The 19,513-nt window shown below is 59.0% G+C and carries 25 protein-coding genes and 4 pseudogenes; 11 read left to right on the top strand and 18 right to left on the bottom strand.

From position 1 onward, the window contains the following. Positions 1–35 precede the first annotated feature (35 nt). On the bottom strand, positions 36–1,217 hold the full coding sequence (locus NKI41_RS28845; RefSeq protein WP_352473135.1) for an NnrS family protein: 1,182 nt from the start codon (positions 1,215–1,217) through the stop codon (positions 36–38). Positions 1,218–1,313: 96 nt separating this feature from the next. Continuing rightward, positions 1,314–1,751, bottom strand: a complete 438-nt coding sequence (locus NKI41_RS28840; protein WP_352473134.1) for a pseudoazurin — start codon at positions 1,749–1,751, stop codon at positions 1,314–1,316. Between the two features lie 152 nt (positions 1,752–1,903). On the opposite strand from NKI41_RS28840, the gene NKI41_RS28835 reads away from it, so the two are divergent. Further along, positions 1,904–2,605 carry a Crp/Fnr family transcriptional regulator gene (locus NKI41_RS28835; RefSeq protein WP_352503667.1) on the top strand — a complete coding sequence of 234 codons (702 nt, stop codon included), beginning with the start codon at positions 1,904–1,906 and terminating at the stop codon, positions 2,603–2,605. A gap of 3 nt (positions 2,606–2,608) precedes the next feature. Here NKI41_RS28835 and NKI41_RS28830 read toward each other — a convergent pair whose 3' ends face one another. From NKI41_RS28830 to NKI41_RS28810, 5 genes are all read right to left on the bottom strand, one after another. After that, positions 2,609–3,142: a DUF1858 domain-containing protein gene (locus NKI41_RS28830; RefSeq protein WP_352473132.1), complete on the bottom strand. Its 534-nt coding sequence runs from the start codon at positions 3,140–3,142 to the stop codon at positions 2,609–2,611. A gap of 183 nt (positions 3,143–3,325) precedes the next feature. Further along, positions 3,326–3,595 carry a DUF6455 family protein gene (locus NKI41_RS28825; RefSeq protein ID WP_352686113.1) on the bottom strand — a complete coding sequence of 90 codons (270 nt, stop codon included), beginning with the start codon at positions 3,593–3,595 and terminating at the stop codon, positions 3,326–3,328. A 73-nt stretch (positions 3,596–3,668) separates the two neighbouring features. Beyond that, entirely contained in the window at positions 3,669–4,178 is a 510-nt protein-coding gene (locus tag NKI41_RS28820) for a group III truncated hemoglobin (protein WP_352503665.1), read from the bottom strand. 46 nt (positions 4,179–4,224) lie between these two features. Next, positions 4,225–4,485: a hypothetical protein gene (locus NKI41_RS28815; protein ID WP_352473199.1), complete on the bottom strand. Its 261-nt coding sequence runs from the start codon at positions 4,483–4,485 to the stop codon at positions 4,225–4,227. A gap of 101 nt (positions 4,486–4,586) precedes the next feature. Beyond that, the gene (locus NKI41_RS28810) at positions 4,587–5,390 is read right to left on the bottom strand and encodes a putative universal stress family protein (protein ID WP_352686111.1); all 804 of its coding nucleotides are present in this window, start codon (positions 5,388–5,390) and stop codon (positions 4,587–4,589) included. Positions 5,391–5,566: 176 nt separating this feature from the next. On the opposite strand from NKI41_RS28810, the gene NKI41_RS28805 reads away from it, so the two are divergent. Together NKI41_RS28805 and fixJ are read left to right on the top strand one after the other, a co-directional pair. Continuing rightward, complete coding sequence (locus tag NKI41_RS28805; protein WP_352473126.1) at positions 5,567–7,123, top strand: PAS domain S-box protein; 1,557 nt, start codon at positions 5,567–5,569, stop codon at positions 7,121–7,123. Then, positions 7,110–7,724, top strand: coding sequence for a response regulator FixJ (gene fixJ / locus NKI41_RS28800; protein WP_352473124.1), 615 nt, complete (start codon positions 7,110–7,112; stop codon positions 7,722–7,724). Before NKI41_RS28805 ends, fixJ begins: the two co-directional genes overlap by 14 nt. Before the next feature lies 1 nt (position 7,725). Here the strand turns inward: fixJ and NKI41_RS28795 are convergent, their stop codons facing one another. Next, positions 7,726–8,040, bottom strand: a complete 315-nt coding sequence (locus NKI41_RS28795) for a hypothetical protein (RefSeq protein WP_352473122.1) — start codon at positions 8,038–8,040, stop codon at positions 7,726–7,728. Positions 8,041–8,127: 87 nt separating this feature from the next. On the opposite strand from NKI41_RS28795, the gene NKI41_RS28790 reads away from it, so the two are divergent. Then, positions 8,128–8,574, top strand: a complete 447-nt coding sequence (locus tag NKI41_RS28790; protein ID WP_352473121.1) for a pyridoxamine 5'-phosphate oxidase family protein — start codon at positions 8,128–8,130, stop codon at positions 8,572–8,574. A gap of 144 nt (positions 8,575–8,718) precedes the next feature. Continuing rightward, positions 8,719–9,366 (top strand): helix-turn-helix domain-containing protein, encoded by a 648-nt coding sequence (locus tag NKI41_RS28785; protein ID WP_352473120.1) that lies wholly within the window; start codon positions 8,719–8,721, stop codon positions 9,364–9,366. Positions 9,367–9,700: 334 nt separating this feature from the next. Here the strand turns inward: NKI41_RS28785 and NKI41_RS28780 are convergent. Next, positions 9,701–9,847, bottom strand: a pseudogene (locus tag NKI41_RS28780) (IS110 family transposase); the annotation flags it as partial. 118 nt (positions 9,848–9,965) lie between these two features. Between NKI41_RS28780 and NKI41_RS28775 the strand changes: the two are divergent. Both NKI41_RS28775 and NKI41_RS28770 read left to right on the top strand, forming a co-directional pair. Beyond that, positions 9,966–10,571 (top strand): hypothetical protein, encoded by a 606-nt coding sequence (locus NKI41_RS28775; RefSeq protein ID WP_352503664.1) that lies wholly within the window; start codon positions 9,966–9,968, stop codon positions 10,569–10,571. Positions 10,572–10,674: 103 nt separating this feature from the next. Further along, positions 10,675–11,631 (top strand): SMP-30/gluconolactonase/LRE family protein, encoded by a 957-nt coding sequence (locus NKI41_RS28770; RefSeq protein ID WP_352473117.1) that lies wholly within the window; start codon positions 10,675–10,677, stop codon positions 11,629–11,631. 84 nt (positions 11,632–11,715) lie between these two features. On the opposite strand, the pseudogene NKI41_RS28765 reads toward NKI41_RS28770, so the two are convergent. The 6 genes and pseudogenes from NKI41_RS28765 to NKI41_RS28740 form a co-directional block, all read right to left on the bottom strand. After that, positions 11,716–11,970, bottom strand: a pseudogene (locus NKI41_RS28765) (diguanylate cyclase); the annotation flags it as partial. Positions 11,971–12,168: 198 nt separating this feature from the next. Continuing rightward, complete coding sequence (locus NKI41_RS28760; protein WP_352473116.1) at positions 12,169–12,348, bottom strand: hypothetical protein; 180 nt, start codon at positions 12,346–12,348, stop codon at positions 12,169–12,171. Between the two features lie 423 nt (positions 12,349–12,771). Then, positions 12,772–13,008 carry a DUF982 domain-containing protein gene (locus NKI41_RS28755; RefSeq protein WP_352503662.1) on the bottom strand — a complete coding sequence of 79 codons (237 nt, stop codon included), beginning with the start codon at positions 13,006–13,008 and terminating at the stop codon, positions 12,772–12,774. Positions 13,009–13,235: 227 nt separating this feature from the next. Then, on the bottom strand, positions 13,236–13,484 hold the full coding sequence (locus NKI41_RS28750; RefSeq protein WP_352473113.1) for a DUF982 domain-containing protein: 249 nt from the start codon (positions 13,482–13,484) through the stop codon (positions 13,236–13,238). A 181-nt stretch (positions 13,485–13,665) separates the two neighbouring features. After that, entirely contained in the window at positions 13,666–13,884 is a 219-nt protein-coding gene (locus NKI41_RS28745) for a hypothetical protein (protein ID WP_352473112.1), read from the bottom strand. Between the two features lie 120 nt (positions 13,885–14,004). Then, a complete protein-coding gene (locus NKI41_RS28740; RefSeq protein ID WP_352473111.1) occupies positions 14,005–14,286 on the bottom strand; it encodes an ATP-dependent DNA ligase in 282 nt (93 codons plus the stop codon). A 193-nt stretch (positions 14,287–14,479) separates the two neighbouring features. Here NKI41_RS28740 and NKI41_RS28735 point away from each other — a divergent pair, with 193 nt between their 5' ends. The 3 genes and pseudogenes from NKI41_RS28735 to NKI41_RS28725 all read left to right on the top strand — a co-directional run bounded on the left by NKI41_RS28735 (position 14,480) and on the right by NKI41_RS28725 (position 16,207). After that, positions 14,480–14,791 (top strand): hypothetical protein, encoded by a 312-nt coding sequence (locus tag NKI41_RS28735; RefSeq protein WP_352473110.1) that lies wholly within the window; start codon positions 14,480–14,482, stop codon positions 14,789–14,791. A 642-nt stretch (positions 14,792–15,433) separates the two neighbouring features. After that, positions 15,434–15,696: pseudogene (locus tag NKI41_RS28730) on the top strand (hypothetical protein). Between the two features lie 256 nt (positions 15,697–15,952). Next, positions 15,953–16,207, top strand: coding sequence for a DUF982 domain-containing protein (locus tag NKI41_RS28725; protein ID WP_352473196.1), 255 nt, complete (start codon positions 15,953–15,955; stop codon positions 16,205–16,207). 349 nt (positions 16,208–16,556) lie between these two features. Here the strand turns inward: NKI41_RS28725 and NKI41_RS28720 are convergent, their stop codons facing one another. The 3 genes and pseudogenes from NKI41_RS28720 to NKI41_RS28710 form a co-directional block, all read right to left on the bottom strand. After that, on the bottom strand, positions 16,557–17,012 hold the full coding sequence (locus tag NKI41_RS28720; RefSeq protein ID WP_352473107.1) for a Ros/MucR family transcriptional regulator: 456 nt from the start codon (positions 17,010–17,012) through the stop codon (positions 16,557–16,559). 168 nt (positions 17,013–17,180) lie between these two features. Beyond that, a pseudogene (locus tag NKI41_RS28715) lies at positions 17,181–17,389 on the bottom strand (hypothetical protein); the annotation flags it as partial. Between the two features lie 27 nt (positions 17,390–17,416). After that, on the bottom strand, positions 17,417–17,557 hold the full coding sequence (locus NKI41_RS28710; RefSeq protein WP_352503916.1) for a DUF982 domain-containing protein: 141 nt from the start codon (positions 17,555–17,557) through the stop codon (positions 17,417–17,419). Positions 17,558–18,135: 578 nt separating this feature from the next. Here NKI41_RS28710 and NKI41_RS28705 point away from each other — a divergent pair. Beyond that, complete coding sequence (locus NKI41_RS28705; RefSeq protein WP_352500826.1) at positions 18,136–19,158, top strand: IS110 family RNA-guided transposase; 1,023 nt, start codon at positions 18,136–18,138, stop codon at positions 19,156–19,158. Positions 19,159–19,513: the final 355 nt, after the last annotated feature.

The raw sequence follows: 19,513 nt of genomic DNA, 5'->3' as shown, positions 1-19,513 counted from the left end.
CGCGTCCCTGCCATCCCAATGCATGGGAGTGACCGTCAGGCGGCGTGGGCCCTTGGCGTCGTCAACGCCACACCGTAGGTCAAAAGAAAGCCGCCGAATGCCAGCGCCCAGGCAGCACCCGCCAGATGAATGATGGCGTCGTTCGGGACGAAAACGCCAAGGATGCGTGACAAGGCTGCGACCAGAATAGCTGTAAAGATAAAAGTTGCTGGTCGTCCAGCCCGCAATTGCCGGCCGGTATGTCCGAGCGTCGCTCGGGCCATTACGGCGAGCGTCATTGACCCGATCGCGCCGGCGCCCAACGTATGGAGCCCAGCTTCAGCCGGCACGATGCCAGGAAAAAAGATCGACGCTGACAACAGGGCAAGACCGAGCGGCACGAAGGCATAAGCCAGGTGAAGGATGAGCACCAGCGGATCGCGCGAGGTGCGCTCGCCAGCCCACCGCGACAGGCGCCAGGTCTGGCTGATTGCGGCTGTCGCAAGCAACAGTCCGGAGACGCTGTTGCTGGGAGCGAACGTCCATGCCGCCAGCGCGCTGACCGAGATGCCTATCGAGGCCATGTCCAACCGGCCGAAAGGCGCGGGGAGCCTGCCGGGATTTTCGCGCACGAGCCAATTGCGGGTGAAGCTGGGAATAATCCTCCCGCCGATGATCGAGATGAGCATTATAGCCGCAGCCATGCCGAGCCTTCGACTGACATCGGAGGCGCCTTGAATATGCGCCTCGATATGGAAGGCGCCATTTGCGCATGCCAGGACGGCAAGCGGCAGCAGAACCTTGAGATTGCGCCAGTTGCGCCCCGCGATGATTTCACGGGCCGCCACCGCGGCAACCGCAAGCAGAAAAGATCCATCGGTTACGGCTGCTGCCTGCCAGCCTATATCTGCCGAGAAGAAGACCGCGACGCGGCCGAGAAGCCATAAGACAACCAGCCACAGCAGCGGCAGCCCTTGTACGGGCAACCGGCCGGTCCAGTTGGGAATGGCGGTCAGCAGGAACCCGGTCACGATCGCCGGCAGATAACCGAACAGCATCTCGTGAATGTGCCAATCGACAGGAACAAATGCACTATGGGTATCGAGTTCCCCTGCATACATTGGGAGCCAGAGCACAATGGAGAGGCAGGCATAGAGCGGCCCGAGAAGGAAGAACGGCCTGAACCCATAGGAAAGAACGGCAGGCCCGGCATAGGCGCGCAGGCGTGGGATGCCCATGCTTCATATCTCCAAAAAAGAGGTCGGATAAACCGCGACCTCGTTTCCGGGCCAATGGCTGCTATGGGTCGAGCAGGTTTTCATGCGTGGGTTTGGTCAGTTCGCCGGCATCTGCGTGAACAGGTCGGCGAAAACCTTTGCAGCCTTGCCGGCATGCTTGACCGTCTTGGCGGCATCGAGATTGACCGGCTTGCCGACAACGATCAGCGCGACCATGCCCATACCGTAGTGCGGCGCGCACTTGACGCCGTAGACGCCTTCCTGGGTTAGGGTGAGGGTGATTTCCTCGCTGGGTTTTCCCTTGAAGGGTTCAGCGCCGTCCGGAATCATGCCTTTGATCGACTCGGCATCATGGGTCTTGTCGGTCGGCACGAACTTGACTGTGTCGCCGGGTGCAGCCTTGACGAAAGCCGGCTGGAAAACCATGGCACCTTTTTCGCCCTTGTTGAGCATTTGCACCACATGCTCTTCAGCACTTGCTGCCCCGCAGAGCGCGAGGATGGAGATTGCGGCAGCGAGGATGGAAATTCTCATCGATTTGTCCTTTGTTTCGAGGTCGCGGCCTTCGCCGTTCGATGCCACTTAGCCTGATGTGCCCCGGGGAGAATTTGCGCTGGCGCAAACTCGGGATAAGAAAGGATCTCCCGCACGGTTGATGCGGAACACTCGGTCGTGGGGAAATCCGCTTGGCTGCGCTGGACCGATCGCTGATATCGCAGCTGCCCCTCTTCCAGGGCTTGACGCCCGACGAGCAGAGCGAGATTCTGCAAGGCGCCCGGTCGTCCCGCTATGCCAAGGAGACGGCGATCTTCGAGCAGGAAGCCGAGGCCCACTCGTTCTTCGTTCTACTGGCCGGGCACATACGCGTCGTCCGCACGACGCCGGACGGACAGCAGGTGATCGCCAGGTACATCAGTGCAGGCGAGATTTTTGGAGTTGCCGCGGCACTTGGCCGAACGACCTACCCCGCCACCGCCGTAGCAGCGGTGGACTGCGTGGTGCTGGCGTGGCCGAACGCTCTTTGGCCTGACCTTGCGCGACGGTTTCCGGTTTTTGGCGCCGCCACCTACAGGACGGTCGGAAACAGGCTGCAGGAGACGCAGACGCGGGTGGTGGAGATGTCCACGGAACAGGTGGAACAGCGGGTCGCGCACGCGCTGTTGCGGCTGGCAAACCAGACCGGCCGAAAGACCGACAGCGGCATCGAGATCGCCTTCCCGATTTCACGACAGGACATTGCCGAAATGACGGGAACGACGCTGCACACGGTCAGCCGTCTGCTCAGCAAGTGGGAAGAGAACGGAATAATTGTCAGCGGGCGCCAAAGAGTCACGGTCAAGGATGCGCATCGCCTGGTAGTTCTAGCCGAGAACCGGCAAAAGGACTGACCGTCACCCTCCACCCCGAACAGCCAATTCCAAATCGACGAGGAAACGAGTCTCGTTGACCCGATGCTCGCGGCATGCGTCGGTCACGGTATGAAAAGGCCCAATGGGGCAGCCCGTGCATAGCATCTTGCGGCCAAGAACCACAGCCACCGTTGCCGGCCATTGTCTCATGATCTCGTCAATGGTCATGTCGGGTCTGATCGAACCGGATGTCTTCACGGTCGCGCCTCCACGGTTGCGAAGCGTCTTCATAGATCTCACTGGGTCCGCGATCGTTGCGCTTTCGCAACCTGAGGAAAGGTCTGCAAAATCAGAGATCTGCAGGACGGATTCTCTCAACGTTGACGTTGCCGGTCCACGTCCTCGCGAATGGACGGCCGGTTGAAGAGGTGATGACCGAAAACGTGCGCGCGCCACGTCGCGGTCCGGAAATCTGGTCGCGATAGACTTCAAGGCAGTGATCGCCTGCGGGCGCAGCCCCCCATACAGCAGCAAAAGAACCGCCATGCTGGTGCCCAGCGTGAGGATTGCAGCCATGGCCCCAGAACATTGTGGTTGTTCCAATAAGGGTGGAGCCCTACTCGATCGCACCACGGGCGCACTCTGACGCTCAACCGGCTGATAGGTCACGTTGGATCGACAATGAGCAACGTCAAACTGCGGTCAGGGCGCCGACAGAATGCCTGAAATTGACCCGCTGCGTTCCGAGTGTTGGAGCCGTTACCCTTCGCCAGATACGTGTTGCAATTGTGCAATCAGGTCGCGGTTGCGGCAATAGTCCGGAGGCTCGTTGGCATTTTCGTGTTGATCGAGGCACGTCATGCATTCGCCCTGGTGGCCGCAGGCGCGGCAGCGATTCACCGCTCGATTGATCACGGCTCCATGATCCGCCACGACTTTCAATCGTCTGTCGACGCCTAGCTTTTGCATCATGCGACCCATCAAGGCCGTCCTGGCGTCGACCGAAATCAGGTACTCGAGAAAACTCATGGCATTTGCTCCTAGCGTGGCGATCATTGCGCGGCCAGCAGCCCGTGACATTGATCTCGATCAACGGGCGGCTTCAGAGGCTGTCTTCGAGGATCGGTTCGACCTGGATTGTGTCTTCGCCCCTGTTGAATGCGACAGCAAGGCAAAAGCTGTGAGCGATGCGCAACGACCGTGCGATGAAAATTGCTGCAACTTCGGGCGGGCAAACGCGCTCTACGACGGCGCGAAAGAGGGAAAGCCAACGCCGGAAGTGCATCTCGCCAAGGCCGGGAACAGCCAGATGCGGCGGCAATGGCCGACCAGCGTAGCGGGAAGTCCGCAGGAGCGTGGCAGACCAGAAATCGCACATCTTCGCCAAATGCGACGGCCACGCATCCGCGGCTATGGCGTTATTGAATACGGGCCCCAGCAGGACGTCGTGGCGGATTTCCTCATAGAAGCCGTGGACGACCCTCTGGATCATCTCCTCGTCAAGAACCGTTGACAGCGGGACGCCGTCGATGACGGTTGTGGTCTTACTTTGTTGCTTCCCGCTCATGCATACCTGTTGCGACCTAGATCGACGCTTGGCATCGGCAGCCATGTCAATTTCCACAGTGTCATAGGGGTGAACTGCAGACTTGCCTTTTCTACACGAAAGCCATCACGGCGATCCCGCCTATGACAATCAGAGCGAGCCCGGCGATCAGCATGGGCAGCAAGGAATTGCCTTCTTTTGCGCCACTTGCTGCTTCCGTGCTGAACACAAGGCTTGGCCACTCTTCGATCACGTCTTGCCTCTGAGACTCTCGTTTCATGTCGATGTCATTTCCCCTTGCAAGCACGACCTCCCCGCCGCGCCGATCGCTGCACTGCAGCGGGCAGCGCCGAAAAGGCTCGACCGTTGCCAAGAAACTATCGATGCTGAGACATAAGTTCTTTGCGTTAGCGCAAATTGGCGGCTGCGATGCTTACAGCGCGCCCCACTTTTCGCTACCGAGGCGCCAGATGGTCAATTCGACATGAAACGATTGATTCCGCTTTCTTCGATCAGCGTGCGCGTGACGCCGCCGAACGCCCATTCCCGCAATCGGCTATGGCCATAGGCGCCAGACACGATCAGGTCTGCACCGGTGGAGCGCGTGAATGACAGCAAATTGTCGCCGTCAGCCTCGCCGGCGATCAGTTCGGTTCGCGGCATGATACCGTGATGTTCCAGAAAGACCGCGACATCAGCGAGACTGTTACGAACGTCACGATCAGTATCGATCGTGGCAACGATAACCTCATTGGCCTTGGCCAAAAGAGGCAATGCATCGGTCAGAGCTCGCCGAGCCTCACGGGTGTCTTTCCAAGCGACCAAGATAGTTTTTGCAAGGTTGCGGTCGACATTGTTTGCAACAGCAAGGACAGGTCGCCCCGCGCCGAGCACCAGGCTGCCGATATCCACGGCACGAAACACATTGTCTCCTGCCTCGCGGGTAACGATGAGGTCGGCCGCTCGGGCGGAAACGCTGAGGAAGCGGGTCGGACTGCAGACCGCCTGTCCCCATTCGCTTGTAATCGAAGCCGGAACCAATCTCTCAAATTCGGCTCGCAATTCTGCAAGCCGCTTTTCAATCTCAGTGCGCTGGATCTGCATGATCTCACCTTCGTAAACCATACCATCGCCTGTTGCGACCAGTGGAGGAACATCAGCTGCTGCCAGGCCGACAAGATGGGCTCCAAACCGTTCTGCAAGCTCGGCTGCCGCCTCCACTATGGGTGCAGGGGATGCATCAACGGCCAGGTTCACGATAACTGACTTGTACGACATCAGAGGCGCCTTTCGCTGAAGCGATGGAATGGACGATCAATCGCATTCGCGAGCGTCCGATGCCTTGATGCGCATCAAAGGGCTCCGCACCCGAAAAACTTCTGCCTCGCTCCATTTTGCGTGTGGGGCTCAATGATAGTAGCCTTGTTCGTGGCGTGTCGAACCCGAGAATCTCAGTGAGCCAAGACGAAGCGCTTATTTTGTCGGCCGGGGGGACGATTCTGAAGTCGGTCCTGTCACAAATGTTCGAGCAGGCTCCGGGCTTCATGGCTCTCATGCGTGAACCGGATCATGTCTTTGAACTGACGAATGCCGCCTATCAACGGCTGATCGGGGACAGGCGAGTGATTGGGAAATCGGTGCGTGAAGCCCTTCCCGAACTCGAGGGCCAAGCGTTCTTGGAACAGCTGGACCATGTGCACAGGACCGGCGAGCCGTATAGGGGCCAAGGCATGAAGGTCGGCCTTCGGAACAACCACGACGGGCCAATTGAAGAACGCATCCTCGATTTCGTCTATCAGCCCATCAAGGCCGACGATGGACGCATCACCGCCATTTTTGTCGAAGGCACTGATGTCAGCGAGCTTTCCTTTGCAAATGCAGCCCTTCTGTTGCGCGAGGACCATTTGCGTTCGATCCTGGCGACAGTGCCCGATGCTATGGTTGTCATCGACGAACGAGGCAGCATCCAATCGTTCAGCACCGCTGCTGAAACGCTGTTCGGCTACCAGGCAAGTGAAGTCATCGGGCGAAACGTCAATGTGCTGATGCCCTCACCCTATCGCGACGAGCATGACGCCTATCTGCTTCGCTATCTGACGACCGGGGAGCGCCGGATCATCGGGCTCGGCCGCACCGTCACTGGGATGCGCGAGGACGGCTCGACCTTTCCGATGGAGCTTTCCGTCGGCGAGATGCATGCCGGAACCGGGCGCTTTTTTACCGGCTTTTGCCGAGACCTGACCGAGCGCCACCGGGCGCAAGCGAGAATACAGGAACAGCAACTGGAGCTGCTCCACATGGCGCGGTTTACCGCGCTGGGTGAAATGGCTTCGACCCTTGCCCACGAGATAAACCAGCCACTCACGGCGATCACAAACTACCTCAAAGGCAGCCGCCGGCTTCTTGAGACGAGTACGGAAGAGAGCGCACCGATGCTGAGGGAGGCTGTCGAGAAAGCAGCTGAGCAAGCTTTGCGGGCCGGAGAGGTCATTCGCCATCTTCGCGACTTCGTCGCCAGGGGCGAGAGCGAGCGTCAGGTCGAACGCTTGCCGGCGCTCATCGAGGAAGCCTCCTCTCTGGCTTTGGTCGGCGCACGGGAAATAGACGTGCGCGTCAGCTACAAGGTTGATCCGGCAGCCGAACTGGTTTTGACCGACCGCATCCAGATTCAGCAGGTGCTGCTGAATCTGATGCGCAACGCTGTAGAAGCCATGCAAGGCGCGCCGCGCCGCGAGTTGAAAGTCACAACTGTCGCCCGGGATGATGGGATGGCGGAGGTGAGCGTGATCGATACCGGCCCCGGCCTCGCGCCGGAGGTTTCGGCACAACTTTTCCAGCCATTTGTCACCACCAAGAAGCAGGGCATGGGTGTCGGCCTCTCGATTTGCCGTACCATCGTCGAGTCGCATGGCGGTCATATCTGGACCGAGCCGATGCCGGCTGGAGGAACCGCTTTCCGGTTCACGTTACGCATGGTGGAGAAAGAAGAGGTCACAAATGGCCGGCAGTGATCTGGTGCATGTGGTCGACGACGACGTCGACGTTCGCAAGTCTCTCGGTTTTCTTCTGGGGACGGCAGATTTTGCCGTGCGGCTGCACGAGTCGGCGACAGCTTTTCTGGCTACCGCGACTGGCGATCTCGACGGGTGCATCGTCACCGACGTGCGCATGCCCGGCATTGACGGCATCGAATTCCTGCGGCAGCTCCGAACGCGCGGACATACGCTTCCGGTCATTGTCATGACGGGCCATGCCGATGTGGCGCTCGCCGTTCAGGCGATGAAGGAGGGGGCGACCGATTTCATCGAAAAACCTTCCGACGACGATATCCTGATAAGTGCGATCCGCTCCGCATTGGATAATCGTAATCACGCAAATACAGCACACCCACAATCCGCGGAAATCCTTGGTCGTCTGTCAACTTTGTCAGAGCGAGAGCGGCAGGTGCTGGATGGGCTTGTATCAGGTCTGCCGAACAAGACCATCGCCTATGATCTCGGGATCAGTCCACGTACGGTCGAAATCCACCGTGCCAATGTCATGAGCAAGATGAGCGCGAGCAGCCTGTCGCACCTCGTACGCATGGCATTGATCGTTGAATCCAAGCCGTAGGCTAGGGATGGTCGCCAAAGGGATTGCCGTCGAGTGCCGGCATATTGTGAGACTCCCAGTCGCGCCAGTGGGTCGGGCGGATGTCGACCCATGTGCCAGTTAAGGCGTTCGTCCAACCTTCCCGCTCCTTCATGCAGGGAAACACGAGCGCATGCTCGCCATCCTCGTCGAAGACGGCGAGTTTGAGGTTGCGCCCAAACGGAGCGGTGAGGATTGGTTTCCACATCTCCTCATGATCCCAGAAGCGCCTGACTGCGCCTTGATCTGAATCATTTTCCGCAATTGCCAAATGCGCGAATGTGCGCTTTGCCGCCATGAGCTCGAAAGCACCAGGATGGTCATGATTCAAAGCGGCAAGGCAACCAACCCTTGGGATGGCCGCGAGAAATAGGAGACTGCATCGATGCTGATCCGCACACTTTCTCCCTTGGAATGTACGAGATTGCTGACGGCCAACCGTGTCGGCCGGCTCGCATGCGCAAAGAATGGGCAGCCCTACGTCGTGCCCCTGTACTACGCGCATGCGGACAATCACCTCTATGCATTTTCCATGCCGGGCAAGAAGATCGAATGGATGCAAGCCAATCCGCTTGTATCCGTCCAGGTCGACGAGCGCGGCCAAGGGCGAGGATGGCGAAGTGTTGTTGTCGATGGCCGCTATGAGGAACTGCCGGACCGGGACGGCCACAAGCTCGAGCGTGACCATGCATGGTCAGTGCTGAGCAAGCACTCCGACTGGTGGGAGCCTGGAGCGCTCAAGCCGGTTATGCCCCCTGTGTCGGACAGCACGCCGCATGTGTTTTTTCGCATCCTCGTCGAGCAGGTGTCGGGCCGCGAGGCAAGTGAATAGCAGAACGACCGCCTCGATCACCGAAAGGGACGGCTGGGCCGGCCCAAGCAGTGGTATAGGTACTTCCCCGTAGGGACATAACCGAATTTCGTGACACAAGGATTCGCGCGATTGCTGTGACACGGATCAACCGGGAAAACAGCCATGCACGCTTACACAACCTCCCAAATCGCAGCGCGGTCGCGGTCGCCCCAGCCGAGCCCGCGGGAGGCACTCCAACCCGCGCTGCTGCAGCCGCTCAGCTTCTTTCCCGCCGGTGCGGAAGTCTATGCCCAGGGCGAAAAGGCCGGGGCCTTCTATCAGGTCGAGTTTGGCGCTGTGCGCATCTACCGCCTGCTTGCTGACGGGCGCCGGCAGATAAGTGCCTTTCATCTGGCTGGAGAGACATTCGGCTTCGAAGGCGGCACAACGCATCATTTCTTCGCAGAAGCGATCAATGCCACCGGCATCCGCGTCTTCCGTTTTGCCGCCGGAGCTGACGTGTCGCAGCTGCTGCTGCCATTGGCGCTCAAAGGCCTGACACGGGCGCAGGGGCACCTGCTGGTCCTAGGTCGCCAGAACGCCATTGAACGCGTCGCCGCGTTCCTGGTTGATATGGCCGAACGGCAAGGGGGATTGCCGCAGGTCGAATTGCCGATGTCGCGCATGGATATCGGCGACTACCTCGGCCTTACCATCGAGACGGTCTCGCGGGTTTTCACCAGGCTGAAGGAGAAAGGCGTCATCCGCTTGGCTAGCCTGCGCTGCGTGGAAATCGTCAAGCACGACTCGCTTCAGAATATGAGTGAGTGAATGGCAACATGCTCCGGCCAAGCCGGAATGCAGCCTCCCCCCTCGGCATCAGAGGTAGTCGGCCGAGGCGGTCCAATTTGCTGAAGCCGCAAGCATGACTTCGTGAGCCTCACTCGTCGGTCCAGTCCAACGTATTCACACCGATGGCCTGTGATCGACAGCCGGCTGCTGGCGGATATGGCTGCGATCCTCCTCGTGGGACCGGCGGCTGGCATTGGCAATGGGCGCACTGAGAGACCGAACGGCGGCCCAATGTTATTCTCTTTGTCCCTTCCATCAGCAAAAGCCGCGTTCAGTAGCAGCTTTCCGAATTGATGCAGGCTTGGCGGAATCAGCCGGTGCGCACGATGTGGACGATGCCTTGAGCATCCGCCTTGTCGGTCTTGTTGCGCTGTGCCGACATCGCGGCGCGCACACGCACATTCTCCAGGCGGACAGCTGGCAGGCCGAGTTTCTTGGGCTCCGGGTGCAGCCATGCTGACCGAGTTGGCAAAGCGGGACAGGGCAGCGTAGCGAGGAGAGCTGCCGCGACACCTTGCCTCGCTGTTCATCTGCCCTCGTATGCGAGGTGGCTATTTTGAAGGCCAGAAGTTTTGCAGATGGACGAGACTACGCCGACGGTGGTTGAGCTCGATGATGAAGAGGAAGAGGGCGACAGTCCCTTCAACGCCTATCGGTTCGCCGCATCGGAGTACTCCAAGGGTATCATCCAAGAAGACATCGGGCTGCTCCTAAACAGCGAGACCCATTTCGGGCTCAGGACGAACAAGCGCCGCGATCGGGATCAGCAAACGTTCGACCTGTCCGTTGACGCCGTGCTGTCGGACGTCATGCACCATCATCTCGCCGAGCATCTTGGCGACATCTATGTAACGCGCTCCAACCGTGTTCTCGGCACAAAGAGCCGCTATCGGCCACGCGCGTACAGCAAGATTTTTGAAGCCAAAGATGGCTCAGCAGATCGATGCGCCGGTGGAAGGGGCTGCAAGGGCGACGGTCATCCGGCCCGGTCCCCGGCTTGTGATCGAATGGCTGAGCATGGGGTCGGAATCGAGTACCTCGACGAACACCCGCACGGCGAGACCATTGTCCTGAAGCGCGTCAAGGATCGCGAGGACTGCTGGGACGAGGGCGGATCAGAGGAGTATGACGATACGCCAGACACGGAGCGGCACCGGGCTGAGCCAGTGTTGCCGAAGGCTTGAGTAAGCGCGATAATGATTTTTACGCCGAACAACCGGTGGACGTCGTCAATTATCATTGGCGCCACTGGGTTGGAACGCCGGTTTATTGGGAGGAAATCACAAAATGGCAAAACTGCTGGCCGGCAAGGCCGCTGATGACTTTCGGTTTTTGACCAACATCCAGCTCATGAAAGCACTCGGCCGCACTTTTGTACTTGTCATCATTATGTTCCTTGCAAGCAAGTCCACCATTGCAGCGGAGTCGCCCATCGTGGCGCCTGGCGCAAAGCTAGAAAAGTTGGCCGAAGGTTATGGATTCACCGAAGGCCCGGCGGCGGATGTTGATGGCAACGTGTTCTTCACCGACGACCCGAACGATCGGATCGTTAAGTGGAGCGCGGTAGACGGGAAATTCTCCGACTGGCTCAAGCCAGCGGGACGCGCGAATGGAACTTACTTCGACAAGGTCGGCAATCTCATCGCCGTCGCCCCCGATAAGGGCGAACTGTGGTCCATTGCGCCCGACAAGAAGGTTACGGTGCTGGTGACGAACTTCGACGGCAAGCTCTTCAACGGCCCGAATGACCTGTGGATTCGTCCGGACGGCGGTATCTATTTTACCGACCCTGATTTCTATTCATCTCGAGACTCCAGCACGCGGGTAGACGGCCAACACGTCTACTTCGTGACGCCCGACCGCAAGACCGTCAGGCGTGTCACGACCGACCTGAAGAAACCCAACGGCATCATTGGCACGCCCGACGGCAAGTTGCTTTACGTGGCGGACTACGGCGCGAGTAGGACTTACGCCTACGATATCCAGCCCGATGGCGAGCTCACGAACAAACGCCTCTTCTGCAAGCTAGGTTCTGACGGCATGACGATCGATTCGAAAGGCAACGTCTATCTCACCCAGATTGGCGTGGCTGTATTCGATCAAACGGGAAACAAGATCGAACAAATCGACGTACCAGAGACGACGACAAACGTGACCTTTGGTGGCAAAGATAACGATCTGCTCTTTATCACTGCGACCGGAAGTGTTTACGGCCTCAAGATGCGGGTTAAGGGCGCGCATTAGGAGCTCGTCCAGATAATCTTAGCGGGGATTTGGCTGCGAGGCGCAACATTGTTTTGGGTGCGTGGCCACAATGGCGCAATGGCGACCCATCTTGCCCCGCCGCGACTGTATAGAAATCAGCCAGGCATCGAAATCGCCTGCGCGAATGACCGTTCCTCTGCCAGTCTCAAATTGCGGCGCATAAGATCGGACCAAAGCGGCGTCTCCTGGGCGTCGAGGAAGAAAGCTGAACGAAAAGGCTTGATTTGCGTAGCGCAGACGATCGAAGCCGTCGTACGCCGCAGCCAATACCGGCGTGCTGTCGTAGAGATGCAGAAGCTTCTCAAAAATCTCGTCCATGCCGTTTCTGACCGGACCAGGCTTAAGAGTAAATTACACCGAAGTGTCGGCACTGCCCGTACTCAGCAGCCGCTCAGCGCAGTGACCCTCACGCAGAGAAGCCCGCCACTTTGCGAGTGACGGGCCGGCCGCGAGGCGAGGAGAGTGTGGTCAAAGCCTCACGGCCGATTCGACGCTCCCGTTAACGCCGCACTCTCCTCAGCGGCGCGCTATCAGCATGCAAAGCTGACGCAGATCACTGTCATACGTCCCTTCGCTGCTGAGCACGTCGGCGCAGCGCTTCTTCATGCGAATCAGCTGGCTGCTGGACAGCTGAGCAACAACGCTCGGCGGGGTGCCCGGCACCCACGCCGACACCGACGCCCACGCCGACGCCACCCGTGCCTCCCACATTGACGCCTGCGTCCGCTGTAACGCCGACCGCGCCACCTACATTTGCGCCGGCGCCGGCGGTGACACCACTCCTGCCGCCGATATTAGCGCCGGCACCGGCGCTAATGCCCCTGCTGCCGCCTATGTTAGCACCAGCGCCGGCATTCACTCCGCTTTCCTCGGCGGCACCCTCGACATGGCTAACCCCGTACCGGATGCCAGGTCTGTCGGTCCTGACGTAGACGGAGGGTTGAACCAATGGAGAGCCATACGGAAATTTAGAGCGGCACAGGCCTGCCGACCAACGCAGGTTATAGGGAACGATGTAGGCCCTCGCGGGTTTAGAACTTGCAGCGGTCGGTTCTTCTCTTGGATGTGCAGCCGCTGTTGGGCGTCCGTCGTTTTTCTCATGGGCGACGGGCCTCCTGGTTAGAACAGTCCGCTGGTTGCCATTGGGGGGAGTAACGTCCCCTCCTCTTTTGCAGCAGCCAGGAACGCCTTAGCAGCCATTTGAGGTGACACGTTATCGGCCAGTGCGGCCGTGCAGATTCGTACCGCAAGGTCCCACCGAGGACCCCGGTTAGTCCACTTCATGAGTTCCTCGGCCGCACCTTCGACGTGGCTGATCCCGACGCGGACACTTGGGTGGTCGGACCTGACGTACACAGGAGGGGAGAACGAATGGCGAGACCTAGAGGAAACTTAAAGCGGAACCAGCCTGCCGATCAACCCAGGTTGTAGGGGAACGATGTAGGCCCCTCGCGGGTTTAGAGGTGGCAGCGGATTCTTCGTGATGTGCAGCCGCTGTAGGGGGGTCCGTCGCCTCTCCCTCAGCGGCGGCGGGCTCCTTTCGCCAAGGCGGTGCTGGCCAGAGAACCTTTACCGCATCCAAGTTAGCTAGTTGGGGGGAGTAATATCCCCTCCTCTTTTGCAGCAGCCAGGAATGCCTTACGAGCCTCCTCAGGTTCCATCTCGTCGAATATCACGGCCATGCAAACGCGCACCGCCAGGTCCCAGCAAGGGCCACGCCTGGTCCACTTCATCAGCTCCTCGCCGGCTGCCTCGGCGTTGTTGACGTTGCGGATGATCCAGGGACGCTCGGTCTTGACGGGGACCGGAGGGTTGAACCAGTGGAGGGCCATGCGGTCACTCCTTGTCGACCTTATCAAGTTCCTCCAGCAAATACCTTTGCTCAGCCAGTTCCCGTTCTACAGGCAGATTTAGCAGCTTGCGAAGGTAATTGCGGATTACCTCTAACTGTTGAAAATGGCGCAGGACGGCGCGCTTTGTTGCGATGCCACAGTGACTGGAGTTGGCTGACAGCTACTCGCGACCGTCGAAAGCCACGTAGAGGCCCATGGCCGTTGCTGCCTCGACTATCGCCTCGGTTAATTCTTCGTCGGAGGCCACCAAATAAGGCGCAGCCTCCCGAGCTTCGCGCAGCGCCACTTTGATCGAGACCGTGTCGCCAAGGTCCGCCCTGTTGAGGAGTACGTTGATTGCTTGCTCTAGAAGTGGACCTACCCTTTGCGCGACGCTCATCCAGCCCTCCCCAGGCACACGCCGAAGTGGACTCTACTCCCTGCCTGAGCGACATCAAGGCCATGTACGAGTCGTACAAATTGGCACGGTGCTAGGCCGCAACAGTCAGGAACGTTTGGTTCAGAAATTCGTCCGGGTGATCGGATAATTGGGTCGCGCGAAGAACTCCGGACGCCCCGTGGTGCCAAACACTGTTGCTTCGCCGTCGATGATTGCCCGCTTTGCGTTCAATTCAGCCGCAGCCCGGACGATTGGGCTGTATCTGTCAGTCCAGTCGAAGCCGTTTCGTGTGCAGGTCTGCACCTTACCCCGTTGGATGATCAACTGCGTGCGATACCCATCATATTTGATGTCGTGAAACCACCCTTGGCCCTTGGGCGGCTTCTCGACCAGGGTGGGCATTTGGAACTCAATACATGACAGCCGGCCAACGCCAAGGCTCGGTGAGCATGCGCCCGCACTCCACACAGTATGATTTTAATCAATATCGCTGGTTCGAATCGGTTCCGAAACAAGGTGCACGCTGGCGGCGTTGGCATTTTCCACATATTAGCAATCCCTTGACTGCCGTCAAAGCCGCTCCAGAATCATGGGCATGGCTTGGGAAGTTGCGGACATCAATATCGGCGATGAGGTGGCGATCACCGTGACGGTGCTGAAGCTGCTGGACGACGGAAGAGCTAGTGTCAGCATCCCGTCCTATGGTTTTCCGCATTCAGTCCCTGCTCCTAAAAGATCCAAACCAGGTGACGAGCTACAGCTGACCGGCGAGGTCACGCGCGTCGACGAGGAAAATCGAAAGGTGACGGTGAAAGCTGGCGGGCTAATCACCGTGGATGCCGACACGATCACCGACTGGACGCCTGTTCGCCGCAAAAAGATGTCACGTAGAGATGGGGCGGATTAGCGAACGCAGATCAAAGCATGGATGCCGATGATAATCCGCAAGGCCTTGCCGCCCTGCTCTGGTGCGCATGGCATCGAGGACACCTGCCCGGCCGGCGTGCTGCCAATCGAGGAAGCTGCCTTGCCCAGCTGGCGCACTGTACGAAAATTACCAACTTCGTTAGCCGGGAACAAGCACTCTACATCAAACGTTTTTGCGAGACTGAACTCTCCTCCTCCGGCCTAGCTGTAGCGGCCCGCTGCTCTGTACGGGCAGCGGGCCTGAGGGGTCGCACATGCCGCAGCGCCTGCGTACCAATCGCACCTGCCTTAGTCCTCATGATTTAGCTATTTGCCAGCGCGTTTTCGATCGAATTTGCGCAGACGAACACCTCGACCCTTTAAGCCAACAGGGCGAAATCCTGGCGGAAACGGTAGTGGCGACTTTTCGAAATGCTCACACTGACGAGAGCGAACTGCTGAAGGCAGTCAGGTCTCGTCGCCGAAATTGAGCAGCAAATTTCACCCGGCAACCCGCTCCACAGTGTAGATAGTGTTCCGCGACCTGACGAGTGCCACGCGCACAGGCTCCTTAAAACGGTGCCCTTGCACGCACACCGCCCGAGTCTCGAACGCGACTCAATCCTCGTGATAGGTTCCCGCCATGTCTGATCATATTCTGCCCGGTCAAAAGAAGCCCAAGCTAATCTCGTCGTGGCGTTCGATCGAGGCGAGGACGGCGAACTGTTTCCCGCCTTTGGTCCGGCCGATCAGCAAAGCGAGGAACGCGCCATTCGCACCGGTCAGGCGCTCGCAGGGAAGCACGTTGGCGTAATAGCATGGAGCCGCGACGCCGACCCGGCCGTTGGCGACTACGGTCCGCCGACCGTGCTATTCACCAGCGGCGACGTGCCGGATATGGAGTAAATTCAGCCCGAGATTCCATTTCGCGGTGTTCGGCGAACTCCCCTTCACTGGGTATTTGTGGATCATTTATTGGGTAACGCCGCTCTTGGCGATGCGCTCCTCGAAAGTCGGGGCCAAGCCCGACATGCTGAAGCACTAGGCAGCGTCCATCGCGGCGGCAGCTTCTGGCCAAGCGCATGCCTTCTGCCACTTGCCGACGTTTGATGTGGCGCAAAGGATCTGCAGAAGCTAACATAGCTTGTTCTTGGAGGCTGTCGTGCGTACGAGACGTTTCAGAAAGCCCGTCGTCGTTCAACCCGGCCGGATCGATCGCGACAGAGTTGTTGCGTCCGTATCCGACGCGGCCGAAGTTCTGCTGAGGGATTGGCCGAGGCCGGCGGGCAAGTCGCGGCTCGCCGCAATCGAAGCATGCCTTGCCGTAATCCGTGGAGAAAAACCACCAAGGATAGCGCGCCAGGCGTTCATCGCTGCTGCCAAGGAGGCCAGGATATTGCTCGCGGAAGAAATTTAGGCTTACCCAGCACCCGTATGGGCATGCCCTTGAAGCACGGAGCGCTGCTGGATTCAGCGGCTTTGTTGCTTGTGGCATCGGCAGAGCGCGACCTATCGATGTAGTGCGATTTTATCGATACGATTCGATTCTGTGTCGATGGCGACGATGTATCGGCTCGACTTGTCGATCGCACATTGATCGACCTCTCCTGCCCCGTCAGGATACAAGGACGTGAAGCGCAAGCCGTGCTGAAACTTGTCTTGTCGCGTGAGCGGCACTTACTGAACCGCGAAGCCAGGCAGCTCATTCCCAGCCAGGCCACCTAGACCGTCTAGACCTGATGGCATGGCCCGAACGTCGTGCACTGTCAGGCTTTGGCCTTGCGCTTTGCTGGTGCTTTTTTTGGCGGCGTTTTGTCAACCGCCTTGCGGCCGAGACCGGCAGCTTTGGCAAGCGCAGACCGCTGAGCCGCATAGCTGGGGGCGACCATAGGATAGTCCCACGCCAAACCCCACTTGGCTCTGTACTCATCAGGTGTCATGCCAAGCAAGCCCAGGTGGCGCTTCATCGACTTGAACTTGCGCCCGTTCTCAAGGCTTATAATGTATTCGGGAAAGATCGACTTCTTAGGATTTACCGCGGGCATAAGTATTGGCGATGGTGCAGCGACCGGCTCAGCCAGGCCAGACAACGCAGAATTGACAATGGCGATCAAATTCGGCAGATCCGCCACGGGCGTTGCGTTGCTCTGGACATAGGCTGCGACGATATCTGCTGTCATCCCTAGCAGATCAGCCCTTCGCTGCCCAATTGCTTCATCCATCAAATTCGTTCCCGTGTTGATCTCCGGCGTTCCTATTTGGAAAATTCGGCCTGCGCAATTGCAAACAACGATTATTTGACCCTAGATTACTCCAAGGCCGACTTTGCTGGTCATCCCCTGCGACATGGGTGTGTGCGGCCAATTTCCCTTCAGGTGTAGCACCCTCATTCACCCGAATGCGATCAGCAGATCGTTGGCATTATCTGGTCGCCGGCCTTGATCTGGACTTCGGCGATGGTCCTGTCGCGCTCGGCATGCAGCGCCGTTCCATCTCAAGCTTCGATCGAAAACAGCAGATCGCCGGCCTTCGCCGCTTGGACGGCAGCGACCGAGAGCGCCGAGACGACGCCAGGCATCGGCGCGCCGACACGCGAACACAGCCCAGGATCAGAACGTGTGTGATGTCAGGCGTTCAAGATTTTCGCTTCCTTGGTGGCGCTGAGAAATGCCACGCGGGCAATCTCCGGGGCCTTATCGCCGCCGAGCACCTTCATGCAGGCCATGGCTGCTGGGTGCGGCGCCCAGTTTCTCCAATGGGCAATCATAACGCATCAGGTCAGGCCGGCGTTTAGCCGCTTAACCAATCCATGGGTATAGAGGCTAAGATTATTCAGGGGCAATCGCTGAAAATTCAGAGATACTGGCCGGCAACGCAAAGTGGCTAACTGTTGCATTTTTGGGCGGGGGCAGTTGCCCCGCTTGCCGGCCTACCTTTGTATGCAATTGCTAGCCTTTTTCCCACGGCTAGAGCGACCCGGCCCCCTATCTTTCGCCTGAGTTAAAGCTGAGGCAGCAACGCTTTTTTCTGCTTTCGTTGATTTGGGATTGCTAAGAATCTTGGACGCCGCGCTTGCGACGCCCGTGGTCGTGGTTTCGTTTTTTGCCATTTTTCTCCCCACCTGGTTGATGCGTGAGGACAATGATCCCGCATTTGCTCTGAGTCGATTCGGCGCTTCTTTCGCCTGCGGAGAAACTTTCATGCCCTCTGCTAGGCTTCACTAATCCGAAAGCCAGCTTCCTTCTTCAGCAGAAGAGATAGTGATGGGGTGGACGCCCCCTCGACGGCATCGATGTGCCAGAATGGTGGTGTTTGACAGCCACCGTAAGAGAGGGAGCGTCCACGATGGAAGTTAACACGATCGGATTGGACCTAGCGAAGAATGTGTTTCAGGCGCATGGAGCCGATGCGGCGGGCGCCATTGTTTTCCGCAAGCAACTGCGACGCGACAAGGTGCTTGCGTTTCTCGCTGGGCAGCCGGCCTGCTTGGTCGCCATGGAGGCCTGTTCTGGGGCGCATCACTGGGCGCGCGAGATCGGCAAGCTCGGGCACACCGTTCGTCTGATCCCGCCATCCTATGTGAAGCCTTTCGTGAAGCGGCAGAAGAACGACGCCGCCGATGCCGAGGCGATCTGCGAGGCCGCGCAGCGGCCGACCATGCGCTTTGTCGCCGTGAAGAGTGAGGAGGAGCAGGCGAGTGCGGCCGTATTCCGGGCTCGTGATCTGCTGGTGCGGCAGCGCACCCAGACGATCAACGCCTTGCGCGGCCATCTTGCAGAATATGGACTGGTCGTTGCCCAGGGCCCTTCACATACTGCCAAGCTGATGGAAAAGGTAGAGGATCCTGAGGGCGATCTGCCAGAAGCAGCCCGCCTGGCCCTCACCGTGCTGGTCGATACGCTGAGATCGCTGGAGGAAAGGATCAAGCAGCTCGATGCCGAGATTGCACGGCGTGCCCGAGAGGATGAAGACGTGCGGCGGTTGGCAACAATCCCCGGCGTTGGTCCGATAACGGCAACGGCTCTGGTTGCACTGGCGCCTTGCGCCGCAATCTTCCGAAAGGGGCGCGACTTCGCCGCTTGGCTGGGCCTGACGCCGCTGCAACGCTCAACCGGCGGTAAACAGAAGCTCGGTGCAACATCGAAGATGGGCGAGCGTACTTTGCGGCGCCTGCTTATCATCGGAGCGAGCGCTGTCGTGCGTCATGCTCGTCGGCGAGGCATTCGGGAAGGATCGTGGCTTGGGCGCATGCTCGCCCGCAAGCCGCCAATGCTTGTGGTCGTCGCTCTTGCCAACAAGATGGCCCGCATCGTCTGGGCGCTCATGGCAAGAGGTGGGACCTACAGGGCTCCGGCCGTGGCAGCATAGCAGCTCGGTCTGAGGTCGTCGCAGGTGTAGGAAGGTCACACGGAGGGAGAGGTATGGCGCGACAGTCGATGAGAGACGGATCGGAAAAACCAATTCAGCACAGAGCGCTTCGAGCGCGCGGTAGTGATATGGATCCGATCGGCGAACTCCCATACGGGCCGGCGGCAAATGGAAGGCCGCATCAGAGGCCGGACAGATGTCAGCACCCGACTACGCGCCGCTATACTGCCTTTCGAAGATTCTTCTTGCGCTCACGGGGGCGTCCACAGATGTGCTGAAGGTTCTGCAAAAAGTTTTGGAGAGAGAACGGCGCTTGCTCTGAGGGGCGAGCGGCCATGGCACGGTGGTGACGTTG

It is taken from the genome of Mesorhizobium sp. M0601 (assembly GCF_040320845.1).
GTDB lineage: Bacteria > Pseudomonadota > Alphaproteobacteria > Rhizobiales > Rhizobiaceae > Mesorhizobium.
The sequence above is the reverse complement of the archived record's forward strand: the minus strand, read 5'-3'. Positions and strand labels throughout refer to the sequence as shown.